This is a genomic window from Pantoea sp. X-Soil-TKNS-1211 (genome assembly GCF_059730495.1).
This window is the reverse complement of record NZ_AP035953.1, coordinates 1,675,667-1,696,090: the sequence shown is the minus strand read 5'-3', so window position 1 is coordinate 1,696,090 and position 20,424 is coordinate 1,675,667. Positions and strand designations below refer to the sequence as shown.

Here is a 20,424-nt window from a genome sequence, read left to right as displayed (position 1 = left end):
CTGACTCAGGCTTCGTGCATCAACTGGTCAAGCGCATCCACCACATCCTGCACGGTACGTACCGCACGGAAGGCTTCCGGTTTGATCTTACGGCCAGTACGCTTTTGCAGATGCACCACCATATCGACGGCGTCGATGCTGTCTAACTCCAGGTCTTCATACAGACGCGCCTCCGGGCGAATGTCTGCGGCATTGATTTCAAACAACGAGGTCAGTAAGGCGCTAACTTCCTGGTAAATCTCTTCTTTATTAGTCATTTGTACTGCTCTCAGGCTTGCTGTTGTTCAATAAACGCAGCCAGGGTGGCTACGGAAAAAAAGTGGGCGCGCAGCGTTTCACTCTCGGCAGTGAGCTGGACACCAAAGCGATTCTTCACCGCCAGCCCCAGTTCCAGCGCATCGATAGAGTCCAGCCCCAGTCCTTCACCAAACAACGGTGCATCGGTGTCGATATCGTCGACGCTGAGATCTTCCAGATTCAACGTATCGATAATCATGTGTTTGATTTCGTTAATCAGTGCTTGCATAACTTACTTGCTCTCGTCAGGGACCAGTGCCTGTTGCAGGTAACGCGTCAGGCGACGCGCCGCCAGCGGCTGTGCATCTTCTTCTGCTTGATAAAAGGTTTGGCTATCGATGCGTGATTGTACCCGCACCGTAAACAGCGGTTTAACCGGTGGAATCTGATACCAGCGACTTTGTTTATCCAGCATACGCTGGGTGCAACTGATATGAACCACGCGCAGATCGCATCCGGCACGCACGGCGATATTGGCCGCGCCACGCTGAAGTTGCAGCGGTTCACCATAACGGGTGCGGGTCCCTTCGGGAAAAATCAGGATGGTATCGCCGCGCGCCAGACGCTGCTGGCTATCCGGCAATAAGGTTTCGGCTTCGCTGTTAACCAGATAATCTGCTGCGCGAATCACACCACGCAAAAAGAAGCTATGCTGCAACTCCGCCTTCACCAGGCAATCCATCTCCGGCAATACCGAGGCAATCATGACGTAATCGATCAGGGAGGGATGGTTGGCAACAATCAGGCAACCGCGATCCTGTTGCAGCTTTTCAGCCCCTTCAATGCGGTAGTCATACACGCCAACGAAGCGACAGAAACGTAAAAAGCAACGGAAGCTCACGGCAATGCCACGACGCGCAAGCTGACGGCGACGGGCCACATCCCGCTGCACCAGCAATAACATATTGAAACCAATCAGCGACAGCAGCAATCCACCGATGCTGAACAGGGTAAAGCTGACGGCGGTCATCACCAGCCGCCAGTAATAATTGAAGCCGCTGCGTCTGAGAGCCAGGGTGTTATCTGCCATGCTGACGCTCCCAGCTCCATAAATGGCGCTCCCCCTGCAGGTTAAAGGTCGGTGATTTCCTCAGCAGTCCATGCAGGCAGCGTAAACTCTGCGGTAGCGTGACCGCCTGACGGGAGCATTGGGGTTGTGCCTGGCAACACCACTCCTCTCCGGCACGCAGCAGCAGCGCCACCGCATAGGGTGCGTTGAAAGGCATATCTGCCAACCAGCGGCAATAGTAATCCGGCACTGCGCCGTCGAAATCGACCAGCAATACCTGCTGATATCCAGCCTGATGCAACGCAGCCACCTCAAACAACCCCTGCTGGAAGCTGTCGGCACCCGCCGCAACCGACGAGGAAATCAGTGGCTGACGCGCCGCAATGGTCAGGCTACCAACGGCAGAGTTATGCACCGACATGGCAAAATCTGTAGGGGAAAGCAGCTGCTGCTGCGCCAACGCGTTGAGAATGCGCAGGTTGCGCTCCAGCTCACCATGACGGCTGGTAAAGACCACCGCATCCACCTGCTGACGCGCCAGCATCGCCAGGCCACATTCAACTGCCGCCCGGCTGCCATGACTCAGACGACGCGCCGTCATCATCGGCAGGAATTGTGGTTTTCCGAGAGGCTGAGAGGTATCAATTAGCGGCTCGGACTGCGCCCAATGTTGCCAGGCACTGGTACTATCGAGTCCAGGCGCGATGGCGTGCCAGTCGATCAACGTGAAAGCGAGTTTCATACCTGCACTCTCTTAAAAAACCCATAAGGATCAAAGGTAAATTGTGCGGCATCCCTTCCCAGCTCGCCGTCTCCGGACGGCGAGCTGCCGGTAAATAAGGCGAGTAATGAATTAACTTTATATGCTGGCGACAAATCTGCGCGCAGACAGGGTTATTTCGTCACCAGTGCGGCAAGGCGCAGCTGGATATCCTGATCGAGGTTGTGTATCCAGCGCCAGAAGAAGAAGCATAATTCACTTTATCAGAATATATTCAGGAAATATCAGAGAAATCCGTGATAATACAGAAACATCCTCCAGAGAAATCTGGAAAAACAGTGACAATCAACCCTGCCAGCCCCCACCCAGTGCCCGATAAAGTTCGATTTGCGCCAGCAATAGGGTGTTTTTCACGCTCACCACACTAAGTTGCGTATTAAACAGGGTGCGCTGGGCATCCAGCTCATCAAGGTAGGAGGCGTAACCATTTTGATAGCGGTTGCGCGCGATGCGCAGCGCTTCGCTGACATCACTCTGCTGCTTTTCCAGTTCAACCAACTGCTCCTGATTACGACGAATCGCATCCAGAGCGGTGTCCACTTCAGCAAAGGCATTTCTCACGACTTTTTCATAGCCATACAACGCCTGATTACGTGTCGCCATCGCCACATCAACCTGCGCCGTCAGCGCTTCGCGGTTGAGAATCGGTGCCAATACGCTGCCGCCAATGCTCCACAGACGGAACGGATTTGCCAGCAATTCATGCAGATGATAGCTTTCCAGACCTCCGCTGGCGGTGAGATTCAGTGTGGGTAGCAGTTGAGCTTGCGCGGAAGCCAGCGAGGCATCGTAAGCCAGCAACTGGCGCTGTGCCTGGACGATATCCGGGCGACGATTGAGCAGCTGTGACGGCAACACGTTTGGCAACGTCTGCGGCATTACCTGGTTGAAATGATCGGCGCGAGCGATGTCACGCGGATTCATCCCCACCAGTACGCTCAGGGCGTTTTCCTGTTGGGTGATCTGATGCTGCAATTGTGGCACCTGCGCTTTGGCGGTCTGATACTCTGACGACGCCTGCATCCACTCCAGTCGTGATGAGTAGCCGGTCTCAAACTGACGCTGCGCCAGTTTGAGCGAATTGGCGCGTGAGGCCAGTGTATCTTCGGTGACGCGCAACTGTTCATCTAACGCGCACAGGCTGAGATAGCCCGATGCCACTGAGCTGGCCACAGTTAATTCGGCGGCCGAGGCTGCGGCGCGTTGTGCCGCCAGCGAGGCCTCAGCGGCGCTGATAGTGTTACTGCGGCTGCCCCACAAATCGACCTCGTAATTGGCTTGTAGTGATGCCTGAAATACCGCGTTCTCATAAGGCAAACCGGTGGCGGCGGAGATAGCGCGCTGATGTGTCGCCCCCGCTCCCGCCGTCAGACTCGGATAGTTATCGCCCTGTGCCGCGCGCAGCTCGGCGCGATACTGCTCGACACGGGCGCGGGCGCTGAGAATATCGCTGTTGTGCTGCAAAGCCTGACTCACCAGCCGGTTCAGATGTTCATCGCCAAAGGCGTGCCACCATTGCGCTTCCGGTGCCGCACCCGGTCCCACCTGCTGACGCCAGTTTTCCGGGATCGGCAATGAGGCTGGCGCTTTATCTACTTGAGTGGCGCAACCACTCAGCCATAGTGCCGCGAGGGTGGCTAACAACACGCGGCTCATAGCTTCTCCTCACGCGGCTCAGCGGCGGTGTCGATATCCACCTCAACTGACATCCCCGGGCGCAGTGCCTGCAAATCCCCATGTACCTTAATGCGTACCGGAATACGCTGGGCGATTTTGACAAAATTTCCCGTGGCGTTATCCGGTGAAATGGCGCTGAACTCCGAACCTGCCGCCGGAGAGATGAACTCCACGGTGCCATCGTAGCGTTTGCCATCCAGCGCATCCACGCGGATGGTGACCGGTAAACCAGGCCGGATGCGCGCCAACTGGGTTTCTTTCAGGTTGGCAATCACCCATTTGTTGTCTGGCACCACCGACGTCAGACGCGTGCCCGCCGTAACAAAGGTGCCTTTACGTACCGACAATTGACCGAGCTGGCCGTTATCCGGGGCGATGATACGCGTATTGGCGAGATCGATTTCTGCCAATTCCAGTGCCGCCTGCGCATTCGCAACGTCCCCCTCCAGCGAGGCGCGATTCACAATCACCGTTTGCAGATTCTGCTGTGCCACCGCCAACTGTGCTTCGGCCTGGCGCACCTGCGCCTGCGCCTGGGCATCGGCGGCGCGGCTGGCATCACGCTCGCGCACGGACAAGGAACCATCGGCGGTAAGATTTTCCACTCGCTTTAAATCGAAGCCGCTTTTCAGCGCCTGCGCTTTAGCATTGTCCAGTGACGCCTGATTGCTGACGATGGTGGCCTGCGCGCTTTTACGCTGCTGCTGGTTGTTATTCAGGGCGGCCTGTTTCATGGCCAGCTGTGCCTGCGCCTGATGCACGTGCTGACGATAAATACGATCATCGATGGTCATCAGCAATTGCCCTTTCTCCACCGGCTGTAAATCCACCACATTGACTGCGGTCAGATAACCACTGACCTGCGGACTGATAAAGGTGACCTGCCCACGGACATAGGCGTTCTCCGTGGACTGGATGGTGCTGGTAAACGGCCACAGCTGCCAGGCATACAGGATCACCAACACCCCGACCAGCACGATGCCGCTGCCAGCGGCAATCGAGAGGATACGTCGACGGTTGATGCGCTCGCGTTCCGCGGCCTGAAGATCGTCCTGTTGACTCATGGGGTCTCCGTTCGGTTTGCTAATAATGCCTGCTGGCGTTGTTCCGCCAGATTTCGTCGTGCCTGACGCCAGTTGAGATAGCGCAGGCGCGTCAAACGCCATAGCACCCACATCAGCGTAATCAGCGCCAGACCGGCGGTGAGATAATAGGTATCGTTGTAAGCCAGAATATTGGCCTGCAAGGTGGAAATGATTTGCAGCTGGCTGCCGCTCTGCGCGCTGAGTAGCGCGCCATCCGGCAGTTGGCTACTGAATAGCGAGCTGTACTGGCTCAAACGTTCAGTCACGTTAGGATTGAGTTGCGACAGTTGGTCACCAAGCAAGCTGGAGTGATATTTTTCGCGCCATGTCTGGAATGTGCCAAGGATCGCCGCACCAATCAGCCCGCCCAGGTTTTGACTCATGCCGAACAGCACCACAAAACTCACCAGATTTTTCGGTTGCGTCACTACGCTGCCGATGCCAAACAGCATGGCGGGCGTCATAAAGAAAACGCTGCTGAAGCCTAATAAAAATTGGCTGATATACATGTTATCGCCGCGCGTCAGCGGGCTGGATTGCGCATCCATCAGTGAAGCAATGATCATCACTATCAGCGAGCAGACAATCGGCCAACTGAGATGGGTGGGTCGAATGGTCAACGCACTCAACGCCATACCGGCCATCACTCCGCAAATGATTGCCAGTGCCATGCCGCGCATCTGGTCATTAAGCAGCCCCAACTGCTGTAAAAAACCCACCGCCCCGGTGTTCTGCTCGGCCAGCACAATACGCATCATGATCATCACAATCCCCAATCGGACCATCATGCCGTTACTGAGCCAGCGCGTATTAATCAACGGATTTTGTCGGTTATGCTCCAGCACCACAGCGGCAACAATCAATACCAGCGCAAGAGCCAGAGCAATGCCCAGCCACGGCGTGGTAAACCACCATTCGATGCGTCCCAGCGATAGCACTGCACAAATCAGCGCCATCCCCGGTGCCAGCAGGATAAAGGTGAGGAAATCGAGTTTTTCAAAGGCTTTGATGCGGTCACCAGGTGGCAGCTTGACCACCAGCACACAACCCAGCGCAATCAGCGCCAGCCCCAGCTCGAACAGATAGAGCCCACGCCACTCATTCAGTTGCAGCAGCTCGGTAGAGAAAAGACGCGCCAGTGGAATTGCCAACTGCGAGGCGGTCAGGCCGATCACCAGCGCTTTCAGACGATGTTTCGCGGGCCAGGCCTGAACCTGATAGTAGATGCCCAACGAGCTGAGGGCCGCGCCCACCATGCCATGCGCGGTGCGCACGATAATCGCCGAGCTGAGATCATTAGCCAGTAGATGGAAAAACGCCACCAGCACGTACAGCACCAGAAAGGCTTCGGTAAAAAGCCGCAGACCGAACTGCTGGCGAAACTTCACCAACAGCAAATTGATGGAGATATTGCCCATCACATAGACCGCAGGAAGCCAGGCGATTTCGTTGGAATATGCGCCGAAGGTGCCTTGCAGGTTGGTGAGATTGGCGGTGACCAGGGCGTTGCTGAGCGCGCCGGTAATGGAGATCAGCATACCAATCAGGCCAAACGCGATACGCCTGCCCGGAGAATGGAGCGGCGTAGAAGGCGACCCCGGCAACATCGGCTTTTCATGCGGCAACCATTCTCGCTGGGCGTAAGGGTTACGCTTCGCCATGGCTATAAAGTACCCAGCCGCGTCAGCAGTTGCTGTAATACCTGTTCGGTAATCGCCAATGCTGCGGGATCGATATCCGCCAGCAACTGAGCGCGCAGCGCATCGGCCTGGGTTTTTACCTCAGCGTAAGCGATGCTGCCCTGCTCTGTCAGTACCAACAGGCGTTTGCGCCGATCCTCCGGCGGCTGAACCCGCGCCAGTAGTTGTTGTTTCACCAGCCGATCGACCAGCGGTACCACGCTGGCCTCTTCCAGACCAAGTAATTGCGCCAATGCTTTTTGCGTCGGCGGTTCTCCGGCTGTCGCCACCGTGGCAATCGCCATCCAGCTACTCATGCTCATGCCGCTCTCTTTCAGACGACGATCGACGGCCAGTCGCCACGCATGCGCAGTGAGATGTAATAAACGGGAGAAAGGTTGGGGATATTCGCTCAAAGAGTAGCAACCTAATGGTTAGATATCTAACTAAATATTCCGCTATTATACGCAGACCCTGTTGCGAATGAAAAGTGCCCAGACTTCGTGTCCATACGCGCCAATAATTGTAGTGCAAATCTGTCATTGGGAAGGAATCTGTACAGTTTCTGTGTATAGGTTCTGTCACAAAAAAGTCTATATATCTGGCTGTAAGTTAATTAATAGCACAAAATGATCATGTTTTTACTTGTACATATTACATCTCATTGTATAAGTTTTCTTGATTGGGGTCTTTCGCGCCTGTCCGCGCGAAAGTTTTATCATCAGCAGGTCCACATCTTAGGGCTGTACACATGCAAAACGCCGTAATCAGCAACGATCAGGATATCGCGGAATATATAAACCCTGCAGCTTGCAACGCAGAAGCCTTTGCTCAGGTGATTGGCGAAATTCTACAAACCGGTATGCCGGTGACCAATAAGGCCATTATCTCTGCGCTGATCACGCGCCTGGAGCTGGAAAATGATGTGGCGAAACTGAATGTTTATCGCCAGCTACTGGAGACGGTGGTGAATAAAACACCTGACGATCTGGCAATTTAAGGTGTGAAATTAAATTCGTAGCGGCGCGATTTATCGCGCGGGTTTTAACAACAAGCGCGATAAATCGCTCCGCTACAACTCTTGATGTCTGGCATCCGGCCACATTGCCCGGTAACATCCCTCCCCTTGTCTGCTTCTCATCTGGTTACTGCCCTACCGTTGTGGTAAGGCAACATAATAAAAGAGCCTGCGAAATTTATGAGTCAACCCACAGAAGAACTTACGGTGAGCCGCGTCTTGCGTTCGCCTGCTTTACTCACCCGGGAATGTCTGGCGGGTGTGATTACCGCACTGGCGCTCATCCCGGAAGTGATCTCCTTTTCGGTGATTGCGGGCGTTGATCCGAAAGTCAGCCTGGTGGCGTCAGTGGTGTTGTGCCTGACCCTTTCCCTGTTGGGCGGGCGTCCGGCGATGGTGACTGCGGCAGCAGGATCGGTGGCGCTGGTGATTGGCCCGATGGTGCATGTCCATGGCGTGGAATATATTTTGCCCGCAGTGGTAATGGGTGGAGTGATCCAGATTCTGTTTGGCCTTGCCGGCCTGGCACGCATGATGCGCTATATTCCGCGTTCGGTGATGATTGGCTTTGTGAATGCGCTGGGCGTGTTGATCTTTTTTGCCCAGGTGCCACACGTCTGGGGACAATCCGGCCTGGTGTGGGCGCTGTTCGCGGTGACACTGGCGATCGTGCTATTGCTGCCTAAGGTACTGAAAAGCGTACCTTCACCGCTGGTGGCGATTGTGGTGATAACAGCGATTGCGCTGCTGCTGGGTTATCGGGTGCCGAATGTCGGCGATGAAGGTCCGATGAACGGCGGGTTACCCGGTTTTACTCAGTTGCTGGTGCCGCTTAATCTGCAAACGCTGCAAATTATCTGGCCGACGGCACTCAGTATTGCCTTTGTCGGTCTGATGGAGTCGTTGCTGACAGCCAAACTGGTGGATGATATTACCGATACCCCATCCAGCAAGCGCCGTGAATCCTGGGGGCTGGGCATCGCCAATATCCTTGCCGGGTTTTATGGTGGTATCGCCGGATGCGCGATGATCGGCCAGACCATCGTTAACGTGGAATTGGGTAAAGCGCGTACCCGTGTCTCAACGGTGGCGGCGGGCGTGGTGTTGCTGCTGCTGGTGACTGGCCTGAGTAAACTGATGGCGCAGATCCCAATGGTGGTGTTGGCGGGTATTATGATGGTCGTCGCGGTGAAAACCCTCAACTGGCATAGCCTGCACCCCGCCACGCTGAAACGCATGCCGTGGTCAGAGACGTTGGTGATGGTACTAACAGTGGTGGTCACTGTGTGGACGGGTAATCTCGCACTGGGCGTGTTAGTTGGCGTAATCCTCGCCATGATGCTGTTTGCGCGCCGTATTGCGCACGTGATCCACGCCGAGCGGCAATTGAGTGATGATGGTGAGCAGGTACATTATACCGTGCGTGGTCCACTGTTTTTTGCCAGCAGCAATGACCTGTTTGAGCATTTTGATTACGCCCACGATCCGGCATTAGTGACGATTGATCTCACCCATGCGCAGATTTGGGATGCCTCCAGTGTTGCGGCACTGGACGCGATTGAGTATCGCTATCAACGTCATGGTGCGAAGATAACCTTTATCGGGCTGGATAACCGCAGCAGTGATTTTCATCGTCGTCTGTCAGGAACGCTAGGATAAGAAGTAAAAAAGCCGGGTGTGTCGCCACACCCGGCTTTGATTAGCTACATGGAAAGATTAGTCAATTACAGGATATTGACGTGAATCCTGTCTTCGATCAACACCTCCGCCATACCGCTGCTCTGGTACTCCGTATAGACCTTACCATCGACGGTCACGGTGCCATTGCTATGCCAGTTCTCAATGCCACCGGTCAACTGCACCAAACCATTCTCGCCGCTAACGATCAGCGCATCACCGTCTGCACCTTCCCAGCTATCCAGCGTCTGGTTATTCACCTGCAACGTGTTGTTGCCGTCAGTCAGATCGATGCTGTGCGTATCCTTCAGGGAATCCGTCAGGGCCGCCAGATCAACGTTCTGGTGATCACCATCCAACAGCAGCGGGATACCGCCGTCGTCGTACTGGTTCTGCTCGTCAGCGTTGTACGAACGGGCATTCGGTGCCGGATCTTCAGCCGGTGCAGTGTGGGTGTTGTAAATCACATGCACCTGACCGTTGTACTGCGGGTTAGTGGCTGCACCTGTATCAGCGTCAGGGACTGGCGTTCCCAGCTGCGAAGGTGCACCAACCAACAAATCTGGCATATTATCGTTATTCATATCAACGACTTCAACCGACCAGCCAAATCTTTGAGCATCAACGTTACCGTAGTGAACCTCACCCCATCCTTTATCCAGAATATACTGGATATCAATCTCACCCGTCGCATTCTCGCCCAACGAAGCTAAGTATTGCATATAGTCCGCTTGATGGCCGCCGTAGACAATATAGACGGCACCCACACATTTACCATCCTTCATTGCCAACGGATCGCTGATGATAAGATCCTGGGTACCATCGCCATTCATGTCATAACCGCCAATGACATTCAGACCAAAGCCCTCTCCCTTATCACCTCGGCCAGCCTGGACTTTACTGACAATGGCATAACCTACATCGGTGTTAAACTTCGAATCCACAACATTGACACCGATCGTCATGTCATCAGTGATTTTGTCAGTATGGAGTATCCATACCTTACCGTTAGACCCACCGTAGGAATCACCAGCAGAGGCAATGGCAATATCCGTGTGCTCACCACTACCGAAATGACCGAGCATGGCAATGTTATGACTATTCGGCTTGTACTCATCGCTACCAAAGTCTCCGATTACATCATTGGTGATTAGGTTTAAATATCCCGCACCAATGTTATCAATAACAATTAAATCTTCGTCGGCCACATCACCGATGCTGAAATCATTCGGCAAACCGGTATCTGGAATCTTATAGAAATACCAGGAACCTCGGTAAGATTTACCGGTATGAGCAGATGCCGCATCCATAAAGGCAACATAGTTAGAACCATTGCCAAAAACATCCCCCATGTACACGATATCCGTGCCAAAGTTATAGCTTTGGGTTGAACCGACTGTACCATTGGTATTTTCATGGCCGATGTGACCAATCACCATACCATCCGGAAGCGTCTCTTGCGGAACCCAGGGAGCATTGTCCGTCGAGTCATTCGGATCTCGGATCAGGTGCATGTTTGTCCAGTTGCCATCCGGGTTTGTGCCATTCGGATTAAAGGTGACCGTAGTGATGCTACCTGTCTGCTCACGTGCCCCATGAATGTCACCGATCAGGAACGTTAGCGTACCGTCCTCATTCACAATGGAATTGGCATTGAAACCAAACCAGCTGTCAATGCCATTGGCAAGGGTCATCATGAACCCATACTGACTCTTTCCATTCGCTGCGTCAGAAATCTGACTAAGATCAAAATTATTATCCGTAAGCGTCGATTCCTGCACAAAGTAGACAGTGTCAAGGAGATGCATGTAAATCGCCACCCAGCCACCATCCAGCACTTTCATGCCATAACCCTGATAGCTGTTCACATCAGGTTGGCCATCCCCCTTAGCATCACCATTATTCGAAATAATCGTTCCCATGCCTGGGTTCGCTGCGAATAACTTCTCGATACTGGTACCACCGTCTAACAGCGAGGCAAATTCTTTTTTGACGGCGTAAATGATCCCCTGGTTAGTTGGTTGACCGGCTGCGTTTGTGCCGCCGTTTGGTGCACTGATATAAATATATTCACCGCTAACCATCATGGCATAGCCGAACATATCCCCTTCGCCACCTCCTGCGTCAGAGTAGAGCGTCGCCGGAATCGTCCAGGAACCGTCAGCAGTACCGTTCAGATAACCCACATCTCCTTCGTTGTTGGCGGCATCCACCACCACCGCCGAGATGTTATGCGGACCAGAACCGAGTGCATCCGCTTCCGGCACGGTATATTCCCAGCTACCATCAGTCTTGACCGGAATATTGGTAGCGATCACCACACCATTACGGTCGTAAATGGTGATGGTCATCTGACTGTAGTCAGCATCCTCCTCTCCCTTCGCTACCTGTCCCTTGAAGGTTGGTGTCGGATCGGCCTGCTCTGCGTCCGTCGTAATGGTGGTCTTGTTGGTGTTGAGGGTATCTACCGTAAAGTCAGGCACCGGCGTCGACGTCGACATGTTGCCCGCGTTATCTACCACCTGCACCGTCATGTCGTTGTAATCACCATCGATCAACATCGACGTCTGCACACGCCAGTTGCCGTCTGCATCAGCGACCACAGAGGCAATCGCAAGACCGTTTTTGTCGTAGATGTAAACTGTGCAACCAGCTTCTGCCTTACCGCTGATGGTCGGCGTGTTGTCGTTAGTCAGACCACCGGTTGCCACATCGGTACTGGTTTGGTCATTGGTCACTTTGACATTCGTTGCCGGGTCTGGATTGGTGTTATCCTGGTCATATTCTACTGGATCGGTAATGTTACCCACATTACCAGCCGCATCGGTGATAGTGGCGGTGATCGAGTGACCATTCTCTTCCAGTTCCTCCCCTTCCGGTACGGTGAATTCCCATGTGCCGTCTGCGTTAATCGTTGCAGTACCCAGCACCCTGTCGCCGTCTTTAATAACCACGTAATCGCCAGCTTGCGCATTGGTCACCTGACCACTGAAGGTCGGCGTGCTGTCATTGGTCGGGTGTTCCCCGTCAATCACATTCCCCGCATCGTCTGTGGCCGCAATCGTGGTGGTGCCCGCCGGCGGTGTAGTATCGATATTCACGCTGACCTGATGTGGTGTACCGGCATTACCGGCCGCATCCTGCACCTCGATAGTCAGTTCATTCAGTTCTTCATCCAACGGCTCGGTTGGCGTAAATGTCCAGTTGCCGTTTTCATCGACGGTCGCTTCGCCCAGGATGGCTTCACCTTTCCTGATGACAATGCGATCACCTGCCTCCAGACCTTCGACCTTACCGCTAATCGTCGGGGTGTTGTCGTTTGTCAGACCACCATTCTGGATCACCACCGGATTGGCTGGATCGTTGTCGTTGGTCATCACGATATCGCTCAGCGTGGCCGTCGGCGCGTCAGTATCGCCACCCGGGTTTTCTCCGCCACCGACGTTCACCGGCAGATTGGTGGACGGGCTGCTGTTTCCGGCCGGGTCTTTGACGGTGATATTCAGGCTGCCGTCACCGTCAGCCAGCGGCTGATCCGGGGTCAGGGTCCAGTTGCCTTCATCATCGACTACCGCCGTGCCAACCTCGTTACCGTTACCATCGGTAATGATGATGGTGCTGCCCGGCTCGCCCTTACCGCCAATGACAGGCTGACCGCTGGCGAGGTCGTTGCCGGTGTCGTTTGCCGGATTACCATCAATGGTGATATCGGTTGCCGCAGCCGGGGGCTGGGTATCGATATTCACGCTGACCTGATGGGGCGTACCGGCATTACCGGCCGCATCCTGCACCTCGATGGTCAGTTCATTCAGTTCTTCATCCAACGGCTCGGTTAGCGTAAATGTCCAGTTGCCGTTTTCATCGACGGTCGCTTCGCCCAGGATGGCTTCACCTTTCCTGATGACAATGCGATCACCTGCCTCCAGACCTTCGACCTTACCGCTAATCGTCGGGGTGTTGTCGTTTGTCAGACCACCATTCTGGATCACCACCGGATTGGCTGGATCGTTGTCGTTGGTCATCACGATATCGCTCAGCGTGGCCGTCGGCGCATCAGTATCACCACCCGGGTTTTCTCCGCCGCCGACGTTCACCGGCAGATTGGTGGACGGGCTGCTGTTTCCGGCCGGGTCTTTGACGGTGATATTCAGGCTGCCGTCACCGTCAGCCAGCGGCTGATCCGGGGTCAGGGTCCAGTTGCCTTCATCATCGACTACCGCCGTGCCAACCTCGTTACCGTTGCCATCGGTGATGATGATGGTGCTGCCCGGCTCGCCCTTACCGCCAATGACAGGCTGACCGCTGGCGAGGTCGTTGCCGGTGTCGTTTGCCGGATTACCATCAATGGTGATATCGGTTGCCGCAGCCGGGGGCTGGGTATCGATATTCACGCTGACCTGATGTGGCGTACCGGCATTACCGGCCGCATCCTGCACCTCGATGGTCAGTTCATTCAGTTCTTCATCCAACGGCTCGGTTGGCGTAAATGTCCAGTTGCCGTTTTCATCGACGGTCGCTTCGCCCAGGATGGCTTCACCTTTCCTGATGACAATGCGATCACCTGCCTCCAGACCTTCGACCTTACCGCTAATCGTCGGGGTGTTGTCGTTTGTCAGACCACCATTCTGGATCACCACCGGATTGGCTGGATCGTTGTCGTTGGTCATCACGATATCGCTCAGCGTGGCCGTCGGCGCGTCAGTATCACCACCCGGGTTTTCTCCGCCGCCGACGTTCACCGGCAGATTGGTGGACGGGCTGCTGTTTCCGGCCGGGTCTTTGACGGTGATATTCAGGCTGCCGTCACCGTCAGCCAGCGGCTGATCCGGGGTCAGGGTCCAGTTGCCTTCATCATCGACTACCGCCGTGCCAACCTCGTTACCGTTGCCATCGGTGATGATGATGGTGCTGCCCGGCTCGCCCTTACCGCCAATGACAGGCTGACCGCTGGCGAGGTCGTTGCCGGTGTCGTTTGCCGGATTACCATCAATGGTGATATCGGTTGCCGCAGCCGGGGGCTGGGTATCGATATTCACGCTGACCTGATGTGGCGTACCGGCATTACCGGCCGCATCCTGCACCTCGATGGTCAGTTCATTCAGTTCTTCATCCAACGGCTCGGTTGGCGTAAATGTCCAGTTGCCGTTTTCATCGACGGTCGCTTCGCCCAGGATGGCTTCACCTTTCCTGATGACAATGCGATCACCTGCCTCCAGACCTTCGACCTTACCGCTAATCGTCGGGGTGTTGTCGTTTGTCAGACCACCATTCTGGATCACCACCGGATTGGCTGGATCGTTGTCGTTGGTCATCACGATATCGCTCAGCGTGGCCGTCGGCGCGTCAGTATCGCCACCCGCCGAACCGCCACCGATATTTACCGGCAGATCCGTGGACGGGCTGCTGTTACCTGCTGGATCCTTTTCAGTGATGACCAGGTTGCCATTACCACCGTTGAGTGGCTGGTCCGGGGTCAGTTCCCAGTGACCATCATCGTCAACAACAGTAGAACCGATCACATTACCGTTACCATCGGTAATGATAATGGTGTTGCCTGGTTCACCGTCGCCACCAATAGTTGGCGTATTGCCGTCGGTGATGTTTTCACCATCATTGGGTTTGCCATCAACGGTGATATTCCCCGGTGCTTCCGGCGGAGTGGTGTCAATATTCAGACCCACATTTTGAGAGTCACCGGTGTTGCCCGCAGCATCCTGCAGCTCAGCGGTGATCTGGTGCTGGCCTTCACCCAACGGTTTTTGCGGGGTATATGACCAGTTACCGTTTTCGTCAATTTCCGCATAGCCCAGCAACGTATCGCCATCTTTAATGGCGACGCGATCGCCTTTTTCAGCACCCTCGACCTTGCCAGTAATCAGCGGCGTGCTGTCGTTGGTGGAACCATTAGTGATGGCCGTCGGGTTAGCCGGATCGTTATCGTTGATAAACTGAATATCGCTCAGCGTACCAGTTGGCGGGATTGTATCGACGTTGATCGGCAGCTCGGATGAGTTGTTGTTACCGGCAGGATCGGTTACATCAATGATCAGATCCTGATCACCATCGCCCAACGGCTTGTTCGGAATAATTTCCCAGTGGCCGTCTTCATCCGCGACAGCTGAGCCAATAACATTCCCCTCGCCATCGGTGATGGTGATGGTGCTGCCCGGCTCGGCGTCACCACCAAGGGTTGGCGTGTTATTACCGGTGATGTTTTCATCGTCTGCGGGTTTGCCATCTACCGTGATATTGCCTGCCGTACCCGGCCCGGTGATATCAATGGTCAGATCAACCTGCTGCGAATGGCCTGCATTGCCGTCTGCGTCCTGCAATTCTGCGGTAATCTGGTGCGAACCTTCGCCCAGATCTTTGTTAGGCGTGAATGTCCAGTTGCCGTCTTTATCCACTATCGCATAACCTAGGACCGTATCACCGTCCTTAATGGCAACGCGGTCGCCCTCTTTGGCACCCTCAACCTTACCGGTAATTTTTGGTGTGCTGTCGTTGGTAACGCCATTAGTGATGATCACCGGGTTAGCGGGGTCATTATCATTGATAAACTGGATGTTGCTCAACGTACCAGTCGGACCAGTGGTGCCGTTGCCACCGTTGCCGCCATTGCCATTACCATTGCTGCCATTGCCGTTGTCATCGTCTTTGCCACCGCCAGTCGCTGCAATCACGCCACCGGCGATCGCCGCTGCTGCAAGACCCGCCGCCGCCGCTGCCCAACCTGGAGAGAGACCAAACAGACCTGCCGCCGCTTTGTCGTCATCTTCCTGTTTCTCTTCAGGCGCTTCAGCAGTCACCTCCATTGCCGGAGTGGCTTCCTGCACACTGCTTTCACCGTCAGTCAATGCAGCGACCATAGAGGTAGCACCGATGGAAGACCAGGTATAACGGTCACCCTGGTCGTCGATACCGTAAATGTCCGGCGGCGTTTCCTGGGCGTAGTAGCCTTCAATAATTACCGCAGCACGCGTGCCATCGGCGGTAAAAATTTCCAGGTTATCGCCATTGCGCACAAATTTCAGGCTTTGAATTGAGGCGATATCTTCGCCTGCCTGGATTTCAATCTGGCCTTGAGCCGGAGACTGAATCGTTAATTGTGTTAAGGGTTCAACCTTAATAACAACGTTATTTTCACTGGTGGCAACTTTCGCTGCATTGTTCAGCGCACCGCCTGTTGACGTTGAGGATGTCATAGTCATTTCCTGGTATAGTAATTCAATAATTCAATTCATCGCGTGATGCCACGCGTTGAGAAGAAACTCTTTCCATGCGTTGCCTCTCCTGGAAGCAAGCACCACCAATAATAAATGGCAAGTTATTATAAAGGTATATTTATAAGCAGCTTTATATCTGAAATTGTTCTGAGTAAATTATTCTTTTAAAGGTAAATTTATGCCAAAAATACAGAATAAGTAATTGATAATAATCATAATTAAATATGACAAAACACTACTCATCAGATGTCACGTATTAATCACAAGCATCAGAGTTCTTTCCTATCTATCATTCCTGACCATTCTGTACTACGCACTACTTGAAAGTTATTTGAGTGCCAAAAAAACAAGAATGAAAAGTAAAACACGACAGCAATAAATTGAGAGAATTCTTATTACCCGAAAGAGAATTCGTGTAATAGGAATAACAACTTAATGCTAGGGTTTTTTATATTCGCGCCTGACATCAGACCGATAAATACCCCTGACAAACAGACTAATAAAAACCAGGAAATGAATTACTATCCAGGATTGGAATCTTCCCATTATGAAAGAAAATATAATTCCACCTCCTTCTGTACAGTCGGAGATTGATACCCTACTCCATGCCGTCATATGGCTGGTTAAACACCACGGAAAATCCGCCAGTGAAGAAGTGCTCTATGCAGGTCTGCCACGCGGCGAGCGATTAACCCCTGACATTGCCGCACAGATGTTGGAGCAGGCCGGGTTACAGGCCGGTTGGATGGAACGCGACGTCCTGACGCTGTCAGAGTCGCTTTACCCGCTGATCATCGCCACCAAAACCGGGGAATATCTCATCCTGCAGGAAAAGCGTGACGGGCAATACATGCTAATGTCCCCGGCCGATGGCAACCAGAGCCATCTCTCTGCTGACGCACTGGCAGCAGAAGCAGCAGGATTTGCATTGCTGTCAAAAGTAAAAGTGCAGCCTGCTGCGCGGGGCGAAAAAGATATTCTACCTGAAGTCGATCAAAGCGGGCATTGGCTGTTTTCCAACCTATGGCGCTATCGTCAGTACTTCTACAGTGCCGCCCTGGCTGCACTGCTCGCCAACATTTTGACCTTGTCGACCACCTTTTTCACCATGAATGTCTATGACCGAGTGGTGCCAACCGGCGCGTATGCCACCCTGTGGTCACTGGCCATCGGCGTACTGATTGCTATTAGCTTTGAGTTCACCGCCAAGCAAATCCGTTCCTGGCTGGTGGATTCTGCCGGGAAAAAAGCAGATCTGGTGGTGGGTTCACTGCTGTTTCGTAAAACGTTGGCGATCCGTATGGAATGCAAACCCCGTTCGGCAGGTTCGTTTGCGAACCAGTTGCGTGAATTTGAGTCAGTAAGGGATTTTCTCTCCTCGGCAACGCTGGCGACACTGTCCGATCTGCCCTTCTGCTTACTGTTCATCGCGATCATGTTTGCTATCGGCGGCCCATTGGCGTTTATACCGATGATGGCGATCCCGGTGATTATCATCGCTGCTGTGGCAATTCAGTGGCCGCTGTCGCGCTACATGAAAGAAAACATCAGCGAGATTTCGCAGAAACAGGGACTGGTAATCGAGACTATCGTTGGGCTGGAAACCCTCAAAGCGGCCAAGGGTGAAGGCGTGATGCAAAAACGCTGGAATGACTTCAGCGCACTGGCTGCGGCCTCCTCAATGAAAACCCGTTATCTCTCCACCCTGACCAGTAATTTTGTCAGCTATGTGCAACAGGTTTGTACCGTGCTGATCGTGCTGTGGGGCGTGTATCTGATTCATGCCGGTGATCTGACGATGGGTTCATTGGTCGGGATGGTGATCCTTTCCGGGCGTTCTTTATCCCCACTGGCTGCGGTGGTGGGTTTAGCCATTCGCTATCAGCAGGCAAAAACCGCTTTGATTTCGCTGAACCAGTTGATGGCAATGCCGACAGAACGCGATCAACAGGCGCAGTTCTTACCGTCACCGCCGCTGAAGGGTGAAATCGCGCTGCGTCAGGTTGGCTTCCATTATCCGAAAACGGGTTTGCAGGAGCCTGAGAAAATCCTGCATCCCTTAAATCTGAATATCCGACCCGGTGAGCGAGTTGCGATTTTAGGCACCATTGGTAGCGGAAAATCGACGCTGTTAAAACTGCTCGCCCGCCTCTATCTCCCCACTGCAGGGAAGATGACGATGGACGGCCTCGACGTCAACCAAATTGATCCCGCCGACTGGCGTTCCGCCTGCGGTTATGTTTGCCAGGACAATCGCCTGTTCCAGGGAACCCTGCGCGAGAACATCATCATCGGTAACCCCGCCGTAAGCACGGAGCGCTTTTTGCAAGTGGCGGCACTTGCCGGGATTGATGCCATTGCCCGACGCCACCCTGCCGGTTACGACATGCCGATCGGTGAAATGGGACAAGGATTATCCGGGGGGCAAAAACAACAGGTTTCCCTTGCCCGCTGCTTACTACTCGACCCGGCCATCATGCTGATGGACGAACCCACCAGCTCCATGGATAGCAATTCGGAAGCGCAATTTATTGCCCGCCTCAAGGAGGTGATCCAGGAGAAAACACTGGTGGTGGTGACACATCGCATCCCGGTACTGACCCTGGTCGATCGCATTATTGTGCTGGAAGATGGAAAAATTCTGGCTGATGGTCCTAAGGCGCAAATTATGGCCCGGCTCTCGCAGGCATCTTTAGCGAAAAATTCATCACGCACCGCAGCCCCGCGTAAGGAGACGACGAATGCGTAACAATAAAGATTCGAAGACGCATCTTCAGCCTGAAGACATGTCTTTTCTGGACGATTTACAAAGCGCCATCATTTTACAGAAGACGCCGAAAAGCATGCTGGTGCTGTGGCTGTTGATCATTGTGGTGGCAACATCTCTGGTGTGGGCGCATTTCGCCGTGGTTGAAGAGGTGACCAAAGGTGAAGCCAAGGTGATCCCCGCCAGCCATGAACAGACCATTGAAAGCTTTGAAGATGGCACACTTCAGGAGTTGTACGTTAAAGAAGGCCAGTTGGTCGAGAAAGGACAGCCGTTGCTGCGGCTTGACTCAACACGCTCGGAAGCCAGCTATCAGGAGGAGTTGTCAAAATCCTATGGCTTACAGGGCTCTATCGCCCGCGCCCGTGCTGAAGCCTATGATTTACCGCTAGATTTCCCTGAAGAAATCAAAGACTTCCATACCATTGTTCAGGACGAAACCAAAGCGTATGAAACACGCCGCAAGCTGCTGGACGATAGCATCAATTCTCTCTCGCGCAACCTGGAGTTGGCAGAAAAAGAGGTCAATCTGTCCGAGCCGCTGGCGAAACGCGGGTTGATCTCCGATATGGAAATCCTGCGTCTGCGTCGTCAGGCGAACGATCTTCGGGTACAAATCGCTGACCGTACCAACAAGTACCGTTCCGATGCCAACAGCGAGTTAACGCGTCTGGAGTCTGAGTTTGCGCAGGTCGAAGCCCGTCTGGTGGGACGCAAGGATGTGATTAACCATGCGCTGATTACTGCCCCGGTCAAAGGGACTATCAACAGTATTAAAACCACCACTATTGATAGCGTGATCTCGCGCGGGGAACAGATCATGTCACTGATTCCCTCTGAAGATAACCTGTTGCTGGAAACGCGCATCAAACCGGCCGAAGTGGCATTTTTACGTCCAGGCTTGCCTGCGACAGTAAAAATCTCAGCGTATGACTTCGCGATTTATGGCGGACTTGATGGTGTTATCGAGAACATCAGTCCCGATACCATTATCGATGAAACCAAAATGCGATCTGGCCGCGAGGATGCGACTTACTACCGTGTCTATGTACGCACTCATGGCACGGATTTACATGTGGGAGAGAAAAGTTTTCCCATTATTCCAGGGATGACGGCCAGCGTAGAGATTAAAACAGGTGAAAAAACCATCCTGTCTTATCTGCTTAAGCCGGTTTTAAAAGCGCGCGAAGCTTTCAGGGAGAGATAAG

The 20,424-nt window shown here is 53.7% G+C and carries 13 protein-coding genes; 4 read left to right on the top strand and 9 right to left on the bottom strand.

All coding sequences use genetic code 11. The features are described from left to right. Positions 1-5: 5 nt before the first annotated feature. The 8 genes from AC6I8W_RS08110 to AC6I8W_RS08075 all read right to left on the bottom strand — a co-directional run bounded on the left by AC6I8W_RS08110 (position 6) and on the right by AC6I8W_RS08075 (position 6,944). On the bottom strand, positions 6-257 hold the full coding sequence (locus AC6I8W_RS08110) for an acyl carrier protein (protein WP_497837712.1): 252 nt from the start codon (positions 255-257) through the stop codon (positions 6-8). 11 nt (positions 258-268) lie between these two features. After that, positions 269-526, bottom strand: a complete 258-nt coding sequence (locus AC6I8W_RS08105) for a phosphopantetheine-binding protein (protein WP_497837711.1) — start codon at positions 524-526, stop codon at positions 269-271. A 3-nt stretch (positions 527-529) separates the two neighbouring features. Next, complete coding sequence (locus AC6I8W_RS08100; protein ID WP_497837710.1) at positions 530-1,327, bottom strand: lysophospholipid acyltransferase family protein; 798 nt, start codon at positions 1,325-1,327, stop codon at positions 530-532. After that, complete coding sequence (locus AC6I8W_RS08095) at positions 1,317-2,048, bottom strand: beta-ketoacyl synthase chain length factor (RefSeq protein ID WP_497837709.1); 732 nt, start codon at positions 2,046-2,048, stop codon at positions 1,317-1,319. The genes AC6I8W_RS08100 and AC6I8W_RS08095 overlap by 11 nt, the downstream gene beginning before the upstream one ends. A 324-nt stretch (positions 2,049-2,372) precedes the next feature. Then, positions 2,373-3,743 (bottom strand): efflux transporter outer membrane subunit, encoded by a 1,371-nt coding sequence (locus tag AC6I8W_RS08090; RefSeq protein WP_497837708.1) that lies wholly within the window; start codon positions 3,741-3,743, stop codon positions 2,373-2,375. Continuing rightward, the gene (locus AC6I8W_RS08085) at positions 3,740-4,828 is read right to left on the bottom strand and encodes an HlyD family secretion protein (RefSeq protein WP_497837707.1); all 1,089 of its coding nucleotides are present in this window, start codon (positions 4,826-4,828) and stop codon (positions 3,740-3,742) included. The genes AC6I8W_RS08090 and AC6I8W_RS08085 overlap by 4 nt, the downstream gene beginning before the upstream one ends. Then, a complete protein-coding gene (locus AC6I8W_RS08080) occupies positions 4,825-6,510 on the bottom strand; it encodes an MFS transporter (protein WP_497837706.1) in 1,686 nt (561 codons plus the stop codon). Before AC6I8W_RS08080 ends, AC6I8W_RS08085 begins: the two co-directional genes overlap by 4 nt. A gap of 2 nt (positions 6,511-6,512) precedes the next feature. Beyond that, positions 6,513-6,944 (bottom strand): MarR family winged helix-turn-helix transcriptional regulator, encoded by a 432-nt coding sequence (locus AC6I8W_RS08075; protein WP_497837705.1) that lies wholly within the window; start codon positions 6,942-6,944, stop codon positions 6,513-6,515. A gap of 335 nt (positions 6,945-7,279) precedes the next feature. Here AC6I8W_RS08075 and AC6I8W_RS08070 point away from each other — a divergent pair, with 335 nt between their 5' ends. Together AC6I8W_RS08070 and AC6I8W_RS08065 are read left to right on the top strand one after the other, a co-directional pair. Beyond that, the gene (locus tag AC6I8W_RS08070; protein WP_497837704.1) at positions 7,280-7,528 is read left to right on the top strand and encodes a biofilm development regulator YmgB/AriR family protein; all 249 of its coding nucleotides are present in this window, start codon (positions 7,280-7,282) and stop codon (positions 7,526-7,528) included. A 198-nt stretch (positions 7,529-7,726) separates the two neighbouring features. Beyond that, positions 7,727-9,205 carry a SulP family inorganic anion transporter gene (locus AC6I8W_RS08065; protein WP_497837703.1) on the top strand — a complete coding sequence of 493 codons (1,479 nt, stop codon included), beginning with the start codon at positions 7,727-7,729 and terminating at the stop codon, positions 9,203-9,205. A gap of 65 nt (positions 9,206-9,270) precedes the next feature. Here the strand turns inward: AC6I8W_RS08065 and AC6I8W_RS08060 are convergent, their stop codons facing one another. Then, the gene (locus tag AC6I8W_RS08060) at positions 9,271-16,428 is read right to left on the bottom strand and encodes an Ig-like domain-containing protein (protein ID WP_497837702.1); all 7,158 of its coding nucleotides are present in this window, start codon (positions 16,426-16,428) and stop codon (positions 9,271-9,273) included. A 568-nt stretch (positions 16,429-16,996) separates the two neighbouring features. On the opposite strand from AC6I8W_RS08060, the gene AC6I8W_RS08055 reads away from it, so the two are divergent. Beyond that, positions 16,997-19,198 carry a type I secretion system permease/ATPase gene (locus AC6I8W_RS08055; RefSeq protein ID WP_497837701.1) on the top strand — a complete coding sequence of 734 codons (2,202 nt, stop codon included), beginning with the start codon at positions 16,997-16,999 and terminating at the stop codon, positions 19,196-19,198. Continuing rightward, entirely contained in the window at positions 19,191-20,423 is a 1,233-nt protein-coding gene (locus AC6I8W_RS08050) for a beta-barrel domain-containing protein (protein WP_497837700.1), read from the top strand. The genes AC6I8W_RS08055 and AC6I8W_RS08050 overlap by 8 nt, the downstream gene beginning before the upstream one ends. The last annotated feature ends 1 nt before the right edge of the window (position 20,424 follow it).

Coding starts and splice junctions, on each gene's coding strand:
- AC6I8W_RS08110 (WP_497837712.1), bottom strand. CDS start 257: ATGACTAATAAAGAAGAGATTTACCAGGAAGTTAGCGCCTTACTGACC.
- AC6I8W_RS08105 (WP_497837711.1), bottom strand. CDS start 526: ATGCAAGCACTGATTAACGAAATCAAACACATGATTATCGATACGTTG.
- AC6I8W_RS08100 (WP_497837710.1), bottom strand. CDS start 1,327: ATGGCAGATAACACCCTGGCTCTCAGACGCAGCGGCTTCAATTATTAC.
- AC6I8W_RS08095 (WP_497837709.1), bottom strand. CDS start 2,048: ATGAAACTCGCTTTCACGTTGATCGACTGGCACGCCATCGCGCCTGGA.
- AC6I8W_RS08090 (WP_497837708.1), bottom strand. CDS start 3,743: ATGAGCCGCGTGTTGTTAGCCACCCTCGCGGCACTATGGCTGAGTGGT.
- AC6I8W_RS08085 (WP_497837707.1), bottom strand. CDS start 4,828: ATGAGTCAACAGGACGATCTTCAGGCCGCGGAACGCGAGCGCATCAAC.
- AC6I8W_RS08080 (WP_497837706.1), bottom strand. CDS start 6,510: ATGGCGAAGCGTAACCCTTACGCCCAGCGAGAATGGTTGCCGCATGAA.
- AC6I8W_RS08070 (WP_497837704.1), top strand. CDS start 7,280: ATGCAAAACGCCGTAATCAGCAACGATCAGGATATCGCGGAATATATA.
- AC6I8W_RS08065 (WP_497837703.1), top strand. CDS start 7,727: ATGAGTCAACCCACAGAAGAACTTACGGTGAGCCGCGTCTTGCGTTCG.
- AC6I8W_RS08060 (WP_497837702.1), bottom strand. CDS start 16,428: ATGACATCCTCAACGTCAACAGGCGGTGCGCTGAACAATGCAGCGAAA.
- AC6I8W_RS08055 (WP_497837701.1), top strand. CDS start 16,997: ATGAAAGAAAATATAATTCCACCTCCTTCTGTACAGTCGGAGATTGAT.
- AC6I8W_RS08050 (WP_497837700.1), top strand. CDS start 19,191: ATGCGTAACAATAAAGATTCGAAGACGCATCTTCAGCCTGAAGACATG.